Source organism: Aliiroseovarius marinus (assembly GCF_050881025.1).
Classification (GTDB): Bacteria; Pseudomonadota; Alphaproteobacteria; order Rhodobacterales; family Rhodobacteraceae; genus Aliiroseovarius; species Aliiroseovarius marinus_A.
In genome coordinates, this window is sequence record NZ_JBNNXQ010000004.1 from 59522 (window position 1) to 71436 (window position 11915).

An 11915-nucleotide genomic window follows, 5' to 3' on the forward strand; every position below is an offset into this window, starting at 1 on the left:
GAAAGGACAAGATCGTGAAACTGATCATTGCAGCGATCAAGCCGTTCAAGCTCGAGGAGGTACGCGAAGCGCTTACCTCCGTCGGCGTGACCGGCATGATGGTTTCCGAAATCAAAGGCTTCGGCGCGCAGTCGGGCCACACTGAAATTTATCGCGGCGCAGAATATGCCGTGAATTTCCTGCCGAAAATCAAGCTGGAAATCGTCGTGAATGACGATCTGGCCGCTGACGTGGTCGAGACGATCTCGAAGGCCGCCCACACGGGCAAAATCGGTGACGGCAAGATCTTCACCCTCGATGTGGCGGACGCAATGCGCGTGCGCACCGGCGAAACCGGCGCAGACGCCGTGTAAGCGCGAAAGGACAGATAATGACACGCAAATTTCTGATTTCGACGGCCCTGATGGCCGCTTTGCCGGGGTTGGCCCTGGCGCAAGAGGCGGGCGGCGAGGCCGCGCCGCACACGGGCTTTATTCTGACCTCGGTGCTGTTCTTGCTGGGCGGGGTGCTGGTCTTCTGGATGGCGGCCGGTTTCGCCATGCTTGAGGCCGGGCTGGTACGGTCCAAGAATGTGACCATGCAGCTGACCAAGAACATCGCGCTCTTTTCCATCGCGGCGATCATGTATTGGCTCGCGGGTTACGGCATCATGTATCCCGGCGACTGGCTGGTCGAAGGCTGGCTGGGGCCGTTCTTTGCCGTGACTTCGCTGGACCCGGTTGGCGTCGCAGCCGATGCGGTAGACGTCGGCTATGCCTCGGGTGCATCGGACTTTTTCTTCCAGCTGATGTTCTGCGCGACCACCGCGTCCATCGTTTCGGGCACGCTGGCCGAGCGCATCAAACTGTGGCCCTTTCTGGCCTTCGTGGTCGTGCTGACCGGCTTCATCTATCCGATTGAGGCAAGCTGGCAGTGGGGCGGCGGCTGGTTGTCGGAGGCAGGTTTCTCGGACTTCGCAGGCTCGACCTTGGTGCATGCGGCTGGTGGCTTTGCCGCGCTGGCAGGTGTCCTGATCCTTGGTCCGCGTATCGGCAAGTATAAAGATGGCCGCACGATCCCGATGCCGGGTTCGAACCTGCCGCTGGCCACGCTTGGCACGTTCATCCTGTGGCTGGGCTGGTTCGGCTTCAACGGCGGCTCGCAGCTGGCCATGGGCACCATCAGCGACGTCTCGGACGTGGCACGTATCTTCGCCAACACCAACATGGCTGCCGCCGCGGGTGCTGTCGTTGCGATGATCATGACGCAGGTGATGTTCAAGAAGGTCGATCTGACGATGACCCTGAACGGTGCACTGGCTGGTCTGGTCTCGATCACCGCTGAACCTCTGGCACCCTCGCTGTTTCAGGCGCTGATCATCGGCGGCATCGGTGGCGCAATCGTCGTCTTCGTTGTGCCGCTGCTGGACAAGCTGAAGATTGACGATGTGGTCGGCGCCATCCCGGTGCATCTGGTGGCAGGTTTCTGGGGCACGTTCATCGTGGCTTGGACCAACGCGGAGGCCAGCTTTGGCACTCAGATCATGGGGTTCCTGGCCATCGGCATCTTCGTCTTCGTCGTCAGCTTCATCTTCTTCGGGATCATCAAGGCCACCATGGGCCTGCGGGTCAGCGAAGAAGACGAAATGAACGGGTTGGACACGGCCGAGCTGGGCATGGAAGCCTATCCGGAGTTCACCAACGGCTAAGACATAAAATGCCGGGGGACCAACCCCCGGCACATGCTGGCCGCGCAAATGCCAAGGCCAACAGGGTGGAAAAGGGGGCTGAAAGGCTCCCTTTTCTTTGTGCGCTTCCGGTGCGCAAAACTCGCCGGCTTAGCCTTCAAACGGCAAGGACGAATGGTGCAGCACGATGCGAAGCGTACCGTCGGCATCTTTCTTGTAGCCAAAGGTCTTGTCGACCTTGGTGGTGTTGCCGTCTTTATCGATGCAGAAAATCCAGCCCATCCACATGCCAACGTCACCTTCGATGAAACTTGCAGCTGTCTGCGAGCGGACCTCGCGCCAGCCTTTGATGCCAAAGCCGCCATCCTGAGGGTAGCTGTCGCTATGCCCGACGAAGTAGGACAGCGCGCCGTCGCGGGTTGTGCGGAACGTTTGTTCGCCGCCGCTGAGTGTGGGTTTGAACAGGACAGGTCCCAGATTGTAGCCATAGGCCGCATCAAGGATTTGGCCGGCCACGTCGCGTGCCGCTTCTATCCCATCGTCCTCATAGGCTTTCGAGATTGCAACAAGGGCGTCCCCCCATGCGGTGCGTGCGGCCAACAGGTCGTCTTCAGTGATCATTTGCGCGTTTCCCTTTCACATTCGATTACAACCGGGTCGACGCCAGTTCTTAAAGGGTAAGGCATGTTTTGGGGAAGACCAAACTGGGGCTTCGCTGCGTGGGCTTGCGAATTTACGCTACGGCAGTTTTCGGGGGGTGCGTGCTGAACCCACAGATTCGGTGGGTTCAGCGTCTTTAAAGCCTCCGACCTTTAACCTGAGGCAGGAAAAAAGGGGGGCTGCGCAACAAATCAGTGTTTCGCGCGTCCTGCCCCAAACCCGCAAATCAGGTTTATGGCAGGACGCTTCAACTCAGGAAGGGGGGATTTATACCCCAACCTTCGCAATGGCTTCCGCCAGCAGGGGCACGGTCTCTTCGTTCAGGCCCGCGATGTTCATGCGGCTGTCCCCGACCATGTAAATGCCGTGATCGACGCGCAGCGCCTCGACCTGCTCGGGAGTGGCGCCAAGGCGTGAGAACATGCCGCGGTGATCGGCGATGAAGCCGAAGCGGTCGGAGCCCGTGCGGGCGCGCAACTCGCCAGCCAGCTGCTCGCGCAGACCCAGCATGCCGGTGCGCACCTCTTCCAGCTCGGCCATCCAGTCGGCTTTCAGGCCCTCATCCTCAAGGATCATGGTCACCAGACGGGCGCCGTGATCGGGGGGGAAGCTGAAGTTCTGACGGTTCAGGTGGGTCAGGTTCTGCTGGGTGATCCCGGCCTGCTCGGCGTTTTCCGAGATGCAGGTCAGAAGCCCGGTACGCTCGCGGTAGATGCCGAAGTTTTTCGAGCAGCTCGCCGCGATCATCGCTTCCGGTACGGCTTGCGCGATCAGACGCACGCCAGCGGCGTCTTCTTCCAGACCGTCGCCAAAGCCCTGATAGGCGATGTCGATCAGCGGGGTTGCGCCCTTATCAACGATCAGCGCGGCGACCTCTTTCCACTGGGGCAGGGTCAGGTTCGCGCCGGTCGGGTTGTGGCAGCAACCGTGCAAAAGCACCGCGTCGCCGGCTTTGATGCCTTTCAGGTCTTCCATCATCCCGTCGAAATCAACCGCGCGGCTTTCATTGTCGAAATAGCGGTATTCGGCCATCTTCATGCCAAGATGCTTGATGATCGAGGGGTGGTTTGGCCATGTGGGCGCCGACAGCCAGATCGTGGCATCAGGCGAGGCCATCTTGATCAGCTCAACCGCTTGGTGGATCGCGCCGGTGCCGCCAGGTTGGGCGGCCATCGACAGACGGTCCGACGGCACAGCATCCCCCAGCACCAGCTTGGTCAGCGCGCGGCCGTAAGCCGGATCACCGGCCAGCCCAGTATAGGATTTGGTGCCTTCGATGTCCCACAGCACTTTTTCAGCGGCTTTCACCGCGCGCATCACCGGGGTCACGCCTTGCGCGTTTTTGTAAACACCTACGCCAAGGTCGATTTTCCCGTCGCGCGGGTCCTCGCGATATTGCTGCATCAGCGCCATGATCTTGTCGGTCGGTTGCGCCTTGAGATTGGTAAACATCGTCTATTCTCCGGTTGCGACGTTCAGGTCGTTATACATGCCCCATTCGGTCCAGCTGCCATCATAAACAGCGTGGCGATCGTGCCCGATGCGTTCCAGCGCCAGCGACAGGATCGCGGCGGTCACGCCTGACCCGCAGCTGGTGATCGCGGGTTTGGCAAGGTCCACATTGGCGGCTTCAAACACGCTGCGGATGTCTTCGGGGGATTTCATCGTGCCATCGGCGTTCAACAGCGTGCCGAAGGGGACGTTTTTCGAGTTCGGGATATGGCCTGATCGCAGCCCTTCGCGGGGTTCATCCACCTCGCCGCGGAACCGTTCAGCTGACCGGGCATCAATGATCTCATAATCGCCCAGCTTCGAGGCCGCCGCGACCTGCGTCACATCCTTGATCATATGCGCCTGACGGCTGACTGTCATGTGACGGTCGCGGATCACAGGCGGCAGGTCCTCGATCGGGTGACCCTCGGCCTGCCATTTCGGCAACCCGCCGTCCAGAACAGCAATGTCTTTGTGCCCCATCAGACGGAACATCCACCAGACACGGGCGGCCGAAAACAACCCCATGCCGTCATAGACGACAATCTGGTGACCGTCTCCCACGCCCAAAGCGCGCACGCGGGACATGAATTTTTCAACCGGCGGCATCATGTGCGGCAGGTCAGAGCGCAGGTCGGCAATCTCGTCGATATCGAAATAACGCGCGCCCGGGATATGCCCGGTATCATATTCCGTTTTTCCGTCCCGCCCCATATCCGGCATATACCAGCTGGCACACAGGATGCGCAGATCCGGGTCTTTCAGATGTTTCGCCAGCCAGTCGGTCGAGACCAGCGTCTTAGGGTCGCTATGCGGCACGGCTTGCCCTCCGGTCAGTTTCCCAACATGCCTAGAACGCGGCGCGGGGATAGGCAAGCGTGCGGGGCTTGAAGCCATGAAAAAAGGGGGGCACGCGGCCCCCCTGCACTCGTTACAAAGTCTTTGGTGGTTATTTTGCCATCATGTTGCGAATGACACCAACCACGGCCAGCACCACGCCGCCGCCCACGCCGCCGGTGGCGACCTGACCAAGGATCGACGCAATATCAAGGCCACCCGCCCCGGCTGCGTCCGCCACACCGCCTGCGCCAAGCGCCTTCAGGATGGTTCCGCCCAGCCCGCCACCGGCGATCCCGGCGATCGAGTTGATCAGCGTGCCTTGGTTGAGATTCTTCAAAAGTCCGCCTGCGACGTTGCCGCCAACGGCCCCCGATACGAGGTTGATAAGTAGCGATTCCATAGCCTGTTCCTTCCCCAGAATGGATGTCGGGGCCCCTCACTCCTATACCCGGGCCAGCCCCCGTGCCCGGTAAAGCCACATTCCATGATCGCGGCGGGTCAAATAAGGGGAAAAAACGGGGGAACTTGGCCGTGACGCGGGGTCAGCTGTGGCTGGAGGTCCGGCGCAGGGCTGCGTCCAAAGCCTCGCGAAAACGCGCGCGGTCTGATTTTGAGAAGGCCTTGCCACCGCCTTGGCGGAACGGGTCAGCCGCGCGCAGATCCGCCATCAGGTCGCGCATGGCCAGCTGTTCACGCACATTGGCCTGAGTGAAGCGCTCGCCGTTGTGGCGGATCACCTGAGCACCGTTTTCGACGCATTTTGCCGCCAGCGGGATGTCCCCGGTGACCACCACATCAGCAGGTCCCGCGCGATCTGCGATCCACATATCGGCCACGTCCGGGCCATCGGGCACATAGATCATCTCGACCAGCGGGTTTTGCGACGGGCGCAGCCCACCATTGGACACAACATACATCGTGGTCTTGTGGCGAGTCGCGACGGCTTCGGCCTCGGCCTTGACCGGGCAGGCATCGGCGTCGATGTAAACAGCCATGCCCGTCGCCTCAGGCCCAAAGGGCTTCAGCGTGGAAGTTGATATGGTCTTCCATGAAGGTCGAGACGAAGAAGTAGCTGTGGTCATAGCCCGGCTGCATGCGGAAAATGGCCTCTTGCCGGCGGGTGGCAATGGCTGCAGCCAGAGTTTCGGGGCGCAAAAGGTCCAAAAATTGATCCTTGGTGCCTGTGTCGATCAGCATGGGTCCATCAAAACCCACCTCTTGCATCAGAAGCGAGGCATCATGCGCGCTCCAGCGGTCCGTGTCGGCACCCAGATAAGCGCCCAGCTGCTTCTTGCCCCAATCCGACCCGGTTGGGTTGCAAATGGGCGAAAAGGCGGACACGGACCGGAAACGGTCGGGCAGGGCCATCGCCATGGTCAGCGCGCCATGCCCGCCCATCGAATGGCCGGTGATGCCTTGCCGTTCCGCGTCCAGCGCGAAGCTGTTGAAAAGAAGCTCGGGCAGATCCTCGGTCACGTAATCCCACATCTGGAAATGCGGCGCCCAAGGGTCCTCGGTGGCATTCACGTAAAAGCCCGCGCCCTGACCAAGGTCATAGGCCTCGTCATCGGCCACGCCGTCGCCCCGTGGGCTGGTGTCTGGAAAGACCAGCGCGATGCCTTGTTCCGCCGCCCAGGCTTGCGCACCCGCTTTGGTCATGGCGTTTTCATGGGTGCAGGTCAGACCCGAGAGATACCACAGAACAGGCACTGGACCATCGGAGGCTTCGGCAGGTTGGAACAGGCCAAAGGTCATGTCGGTGCCAGTGGCCTGCGAGGCGTGTTTGTAGACGCCCTGAGTGCCGCCGAAACAAGCGTTTTCCGAGATGGTTTCCATGGGTGGCTCCTTTGATCGGTTTGACACCGACCTAACTAGAGCCGGGGGGTGATGGCAATGGGGAAAGCGCGCATGGCCAGCGCAATCATCGCGGCCGCCCAAAGCGTGCCGCCCGCGTGATAGAAAGGTGTCGGGTCGCTTGCCCAGTCGGCGATGACGCGCAAGGCCGCCCCCAGATGCAGTGCACACAGGGTGAGCGTGTCAAACCGCGTGGCTTTGATCGGGCGGCCTGAATGGCCCAGAAGTGCGCGCAGCATCACGATGGCGGTCATGGTGCCGATGGCGCCGGCACCAAAGGCGTGCTGCGCCTGTGCCAGACTTGTACCCTCTGACAGGATCGACAGCGCCAGAAATGCTGTGCCCACGGCCAGCCAGCCATAGGCCGCGTGCTGCGCAAACAGCAAAGGTTCTGTGCGTACGGACCAGCCGCACCAGCGCGACAGGCGCAGCGCAAGGGCAAAGGTTGCGAGGGTCGCAATCACGCCGGTTACCGGGCTCAAGCCCAACAGAACCCAGCTAGCCCCTGTGGCCGCCACCGCGATGATGGCGATCTGATCGACCTTGCCAAACGGGGCGGGCAGCTTTGCCGCCCCACGTGCTTTCAACCAATTGCGGCTGAAGGCCGGGGTGACGCGGCCCCCAATATGCGTCATCAAAACAAGGGTGAGCGCGAAGCCTGCGGTCAGGCCGGTCTCGGCGTTGCTCCAAAGAAAGATCATCTGCGACAGGGCAAGGGCAAAGATCACGCCCGCCACGACATAGTTGCGCCGGTTGCCCGCTGCGATCAGCTCGCGCAGGGCAAGGACGGCGGTGGCAGGCAGGAATGCAGCGGCAATCAGCTGGGCGGGCAGGGCCTCGGGCGCTGTGAACATGCCAATCCGTCCCGCCAGCCACAGAGCGAACAGCACAGCAAGCGGGGCCGGGGCAAGCGGTGGGCGCTTGGTCCAGTTGGGAATGGCGGTGAACAGAAAACCGGCAAGCGCCGCGGGCAGATAGCCCCACATCATTTCATGTTGGTGCCACATGATCGGGTCGCTGTTGGGGGTCACGATGCTTGCGTAGCTGGCGATCCAGAGCGGGATGGCCAGACCGGCAAATAAGGCGGCGGCGGGAAAGAAGGGCCGGTAGGCGCCGGACAAGAAGATCACTGTGTCACCCATGCGATAATTGCGGACACGGTCAGAACCGATATCGAGGTGGATAACAGGATTGCCGAGGAAACGCGCTGCGGCGCAACGCCGTAGTGTTGGGCCAGCATATAGACATTGCCCGCCACGGGCAGACCCGCCGCAGCAATCATGACGCCTGCCATGAACGGATCCACATCGAAGACTGCAAAGGCAAGTATGCCAACGGCCAGCGGGTGCAGGACCAGCTTGGCGAAACTCAGCCAAGCCGCGACGGTGACACGCTCGGCCGATTTAGAGGCAAGCGACGCGCCGATGGCAAAAAGCGCGCAGGGCGTCGAGGCGCCGGCAAGCAGGTCAAGAAACCGGCTGACCGGGTCGGCAAGGATCCATCCGGTCGCCGACCATGCAAATCCCAGCGCCATCGAGACGATCATCGGATTGGCAAACAGACCTTTGCCCACCGTGCCCAGAATGGCGGGGCTGACCCGCCCATCCCGCGCGCCGGTGATGATGATCACAATCAGGCTGCTGAACAGAAAAAGGTCCACGGCAAGCACCAGCATGACCGGGCCGATGGCGGCCTCGCCCATGAGAAGCGCCAGCATGGGCACGCCCAGAAAGCCGGTGTTGCCGATCACGGCGCATTGGGCCTCGACCGCGGCTTCTTCGACGCCACGTTTGCGCATCAGGGCGACGGCGGTGGCCAGAAGATAGATCGCCAGCCCGCCCAACGCGTAGGCCCAGATGAAGGGCCAGTCGATCACCTGGGCCAGCGACAGGTTGGCCGAGAACCGAAACAGCATGGCCGAGAGCGCAAAATAGAAGACAAAGCGGGTCAGATAGGCGGTTGCCTCGGGCGGGAAAAAACCTTTGGCGGCCGCGCCAAAGCCCAGTCCGATCAGGGCGAAAAAGGGGAAGGTCTGCAACAGCACATCGATCATGTGCCCAGCCCTAAAGCGTTTCGAGATAAACTTGAAGCACGTGTTTATTCCAAAACGCCCACGGTATAGATATCATTTACCGCGTTTCGAGATTAAGCCAGATCACAACTTGATTCCGAAACGCCCACATCATCAATAAGTTCCGCGTGTTTCGACATATTGTCGTGCCTCAACAATAAGCCGAAACGCTTTATGCGGCGCTTAGGTGCGCGCGGCGTCTTCAAGCAGTTCGACTTCAATGAATGCACATTCAAAGTCATTGGCGTTGATCACATCATGTTCGACCCCGGCTTTGCGGTCGTAGGGCACACCGTTTTTCAAAGGGGCCTGAATGCGGGACCCATCCGGCAGGTCAATGTCCAGCGTGCCGTCAAACATCGGGATGACCAGATAATCGTATTCGTGCCGGTGCCACCCGGTGTTGTCCCCCCGTTTGGCAAAGCGCCATTCGGTGACGCGCATCCGGTCGTTTTCCAAAAGCACCGTTCCAACGGCGGTTCCATTTGCCTCACACATGATCGCCTCCTGCCTGAAACGATCCTGTGACGGGAGCGTGGCATCGTCTATCGCCAGACCCCGCGAAATGTCAGGCCAGCCTAAAGCGTTTCGGGATAGGCTTTAGGCACATGTTTATTGCGAAACGCTCTAGCCGCCGCCGATCAGGGCGCCTGCGGCAAAGACCAAAGCGCCGCCAACCACGACTTGCAATGTGGCCCGCATGAAGGGGGTTTGCATGAAGCGGTTCTGGATCCAGACAATCGCCCAAAGCTCGACGAAAACGACGAGGATCGCGATGGTGGTGGCGGTCCAGAAATCGGTGATCAGATAGGGCAATGCGTGACCCAGCCCGCCCAGCGTGGTCATGATGCCCGAGGCAAAACCGCGTTTGACCGGGCTGCCACGGCCCGACAGCTCGCCATCATCTGACGCGGCTTCGGTGAAGCCCATCGAGATGCCCGCGCCCACGCTGGCGGCTAGCCCCACCAGAAACGTGGTGTGCGTGTCTTGCGTGGCGAAAGCGGTGGCGAAAATCGGTGCAAGGGTCGAAACCGAGCCATCCATCAACCCTGCCAATCCCGGCTGCACCCAAGTCAGGATGAATTGGCGATGGGCGGCCTCGTCTTCTGTCTGGCGGGCGTCTTCGTCCAGATGCTGCGCTTCCAGGTCACCGGCCACATGGGCGTGGTCGGCCTCAGCTGCGGCAAGGTCACCCAGCAGCTTGCGCGTGTCCGCATTCGTGGTCCGGTCGGCGGCCTTGCGGTAAAACTGCTCGGCCTGACGCTCCATTTCACGCGCTTCGGCACGGATGCTTTCCAGCCCGAGGTTTTCGACCAGCCAGACCGGGCGGCGGGCATAGAACCCTGCCACATGTTCGCGCCGGATCAGCGGGATCACGTCGCCGAACCGCACCTTATGCGCCTCGATCAGCAGGCGGCGGTGTTCGTCCTCTTCCTCGGCCATGCCATCGAACACCTTTGCCGACGAGGGGAATTCCTCGCGCAGATGCTCGGCATATTGGCGATAAATCCGCGCGTCATCCTCTTCGTTCGAGATCGCAAGCGCCAGGATTTCCTGCTCGGACAAGTCGGAAAAACGGCGGCGGTGCAGATTGGCGGACAGCATGGGGCGCTCCTAGATTAGAATGGTTCTAATTTAGATGATTTTCTAAAATGCACAAGACCGCATAGTGACGCGGGCAGCCATGCAGCGCAAAGAAAAAGGGGGCCGAAGCCCCCTTGGTGGTTTGGTTCGGGTGGTTCAGAACTCCACCACCGCCCGGATGCTTTCACCTTTATGCATCAGGTCAAACCCTTCGTTGATCTGATCAAGGGTCAGCTTGTGGGTGATCATCGGGTCGATCTCGATCTTGCCGTCCATGTACCAGTCGACGATTTTGGGCACGTCCGTGCGGCCCGACGCGCCGCCAAAGGCGGTGCCGCGCCAAACGCGCCCGGTGACAAGCTGGAAGGGGCGGGTCGAAATCTCGGCACCCGCGGGCGCCACGCCGATGATGATCGATTCACCCCAGCCTTTATGGGCGCATTCCAGCGCCTGACGCATCACGTTCACATTGCCGGTGGCGTCAAACGAGTAATCCGCCCCGCCGCCGGTCAGCTCGACCAGATGGGCCACGATGTCGCCATCCACTTTCGAGGGGTTCACAAAATCGGTCATGCCAAAATGGCGGCCCATCTCTTCTTTGCTGTCATTCAGGTCCACGCCGACAATCTGGTCGGCCCCAGCCATGCGCAGGCCCTGAATGACGTTCAGGCCAATGCCGCCCAGACCGAAGACCACAGCGGTCGAGCCGATTTCAACCTTGGCCGTGTTGATCACCGCACCGATGCCCGTGGTCACGCCGCAACCGATGTAGCAGATTTTGTCGAAAGGCGCGTCTTTGCGCACCTTGGCCAGCGCGATCTCGGGCACCACGGTGTGATTGGCGAAGGTCGAACAGCCCATATAGTGGTGGATCGGCGTGCCATCGAGCATGGAAAAGCGGGTTGATCCGTCTGGCAGTAGCCCCGCGCCTTGGGTCGAGCGGATCGACTGGCACAGGTTGGTTTTCGGGTTCAGGCAGTAGTCGCACTCGCGGCATTCGGGCGTGTAAAGCGGGATCACGTGGTCCCCCACCTCAAGCGAGGTCACACCTTCGCCCACCTCGATCACAACACCCGCGCCTTCGTGGCCCAGAATGGCCGGAAAGATGCCTTCGGGATCATCGCCAGAGCGGGTAAATTCGTCTGTGTGGCACAGGCCTGTGGCTTTGACCTCGACCAGAACCTCGCCCACGCGCGGGCCTTCAAGGTTCACTTCCATCACTTCAAGCGGTTTGCCGGGGGCAAGGGCAACGGCGGCACGGGTGCGCATCAGACTTCTCCTTTTTTGGTGGCCCTAAGGGTGAGCGAAAGCCCGCGTTATTTCAAGCAGCCAACGACCCCCGCTTGTTCACGCGCGACATCTTCCGCAAAATACCTGCATGACACGATATTTTCTTTTGCTCTCACCCCTTCTATTGGCCGCTTGTCTGGAGGCCGCAGGAAGCACGCAGCCATCGGAACCTGACATGTCCCCAAGTTGCGGTGCCGATAATCTGCAGGCGCTGGTTGGGCAGGATGCGGCCGTGTTGGAACGCTCTGACTTGCCCAAAAACCTGCGTATTCTGCGCCCCGGCATGGCGGTGACAGCAGATTACCAACCGGATCGTCTGAATATTTCGATCAGCGCGGCCGAAAAGATTGATCGCGTCTGGTGCAGCTAAAGCGTTTCCATTTATTGCTGTGATCGGGCAACAGTTGGAAACGCTATAAAGCAGACGAAAGGAGGCATCGCTGACCAGCGACGCCTCCC

Annotated in this window: 14 protein-coding genes; 3 read left to right on the plus strand and 11 right to left on the minus strand. The window is 60.7% G+C overall.

The window, feature by feature from the left end:
- The first annotated feature begins 14 nt into the window (after positions 1 to 14).
- Positions 15 to 353 carry a P-II family nitrogen regulator gene (locus ACRY08_RS12910; RefSeq protein ID WP_432450364.1) on the plus strand — a complete coding sequence of 113 codons (339 nt, stop codon included), beginning with the start codon at positions 15 to 17 and terminating at the stop codon, positions 351 to 353.
- 17 nt (positions 354 to 370) lie between these two features.
- Positions 371 to 1687 (plus strand): ammonium transporter, encoded by a 1317-nt coding sequence (gene amt / locus ACRY08_RS12915; RefSeq protein ID WP_432450365.1) that lies wholly within the window; start codon positions 371 to 373, stop codon positions 1685 to 1687.
- A gap of 129 nt (positions 1688 to 1816) precedes the next feature.
- Here the strand turns inward: amt and ACRY08_RS12920 are convergent, their stop codons facing one another.
- The 11 genes from ACRY08_RS12920 to ACRY08_RS12970 all read right to left on the minus strand — a co-directional run bounded on the left by ACRY08_RS12920 (position 1817) and on the right by ACRY08_RS12970 (position 11435).
- On the minus strand, positions 1817 to 2287 hold the full coding sequence (locus ACRY08_RS12920) for a phosphoribosyl-AMP cyclohydrolase (RefSeq protein ID WP_432450366.1): 471 nt from the start codon (positions 2285 to 2287) through the stop codon (positions 1817 to 1819).
- Positions 2288 to 2593: 306 nt separating this feature from the next.
- Positions 2594 to 3778: an aromatic amino acid transaminase gene (locus ACRY08_RS12925; RefSeq protein ID WP_432450367.1), complete on the minus strand. Its 1185-nt coding sequence runs from the start codon at positions 3776 to 3778 to the stop codon at positions 2594 to 2596.
- A 3-nt stretch (positions 3779 to 3781) separates the two neighbouring features.
- Positions 3782 to 4636 carry a 3-mercaptopyruvate sulfurtransferase gene (sseA, locus tag ACRY08_RS12930; RefSeq protein WP_432450368.1) on the minus strand — a complete coding sequence of 285 codons (855 nt, stop codon included), beginning with the start codon at positions 4634 to 4636 and terminating at the stop codon, positions 3782 to 3784.
- 130 nt (positions 4637 to 4766) lie between these two features.
- Positions 4767 to 5057: a hypothetical protein gene (locus ACRY08_RS12935; protein WP_432450369.1), complete on the minus strand. Its 291-nt coding sequence runs from the start codon at positions 5055 to 5057 to the stop codon at positions 4767 to 4769.
- A gap of 142 nt (positions 5058 to 5199) precedes the next feature.
- A complete protein-coding gene (locus tag ACRY08_RS12940) occupies positions 5200 to 5652 on the minus strand; it encodes a YaiI/YqxD family protein (RefSeq protein ID WP_432450370.1) in 453 nt (150 codons plus the stop codon).
- Positions 5653 to 5662: 10 nt separating this feature from the next.
- Positions 5663 to 6493: an S-formylglutathione hydrolase gene (gene fghA / locus ACRY08_RS12945; protein WP_432450371.1), complete on the minus strand. Its 831-nt coding sequence runs from the start codon at positions 6491 to 6493 to the stop codon at positions 5663 to 5665.
- Between the two features lie 35 nt (positions 6494 to 6528).
- Entirely contained in the window at positions 6529 to 7653 is a 1125-nt protein-coding gene (locus tag ACRY08_RS12950) for an NnrS family protein (RefSeq protein WP_432450372.1), read from the minus strand.
- The gene (locus ACRY08_RS12955) at positions 7638 to 8564 is read right to left on the minus strand and encodes an AEC family transporter (protein ID WP_432450373.1); all 927 of its coding nucleotides are present in this window, start codon (positions 8562 to 8564) and stop codon (positions 7638 to 7640) included. Before ACRY08_RS12955 ends, ACRY08_RS12950 begins: the two co-directional genes overlap by 16 nt.
- A gap of 201 nt (positions 8565 to 8765) precedes the next feature.
- Positions 8766 to 9080 carry a cupin domain-containing protein gene (locus tag ACRY08_RS12960; RefSeq protein WP_432450374.1) on the minus strand — a complete coding sequence of 105 codons (315 nt, stop codon included), beginning with the start codon at positions 9078 to 9080 and terminating at the stop codon, positions 8766 to 8768.
- Between the two features lie 129 nt (positions 9081 to 9209).
- Positions 9210 to 10187, minus strand: a complete 978-nt coding sequence (gene mbfA / locus ACRY08_RS12965) for an iron exporter MbfA (RefSeq protein WP_432450375.1) — start codon at positions 10185 to 10187, stop codon at positions 9210 to 9212.
- 135 nt (positions 10188 to 10322) lie between these two features.
- Positions 10323 to 11435: an S-(hydroxymethyl)glutathione dehydrogenase/class III alcohol dehydrogenase gene (locus ACRY08_RS12970; RefSeq protein WP_432450376.1), complete on the minus strand. Its 1113-nt coding sequence runs from the start codon at positions 11433 to 11435 to the stop codon at positions 10323 to 10325.
- A gap of 109 nt (positions 11436 to 11544) precedes the next feature.
- On the opposite strand from ACRY08_RS12970, the gene ACRY08_RS12975 reads away from it, so the two are divergent.
- Positions 11545 to 11826, plus strand: coding sequence for an I78 family peptidase inhibitor (locus tag ACRY08_RS12975; RefSeq protein WP_432450377.1), 282 nt, complete (start codon positions 11545 to 11547; stop codon positions 11824 to 11826).
- Positions 11827 to 11915: the final 89 nt, after the last annotated feature.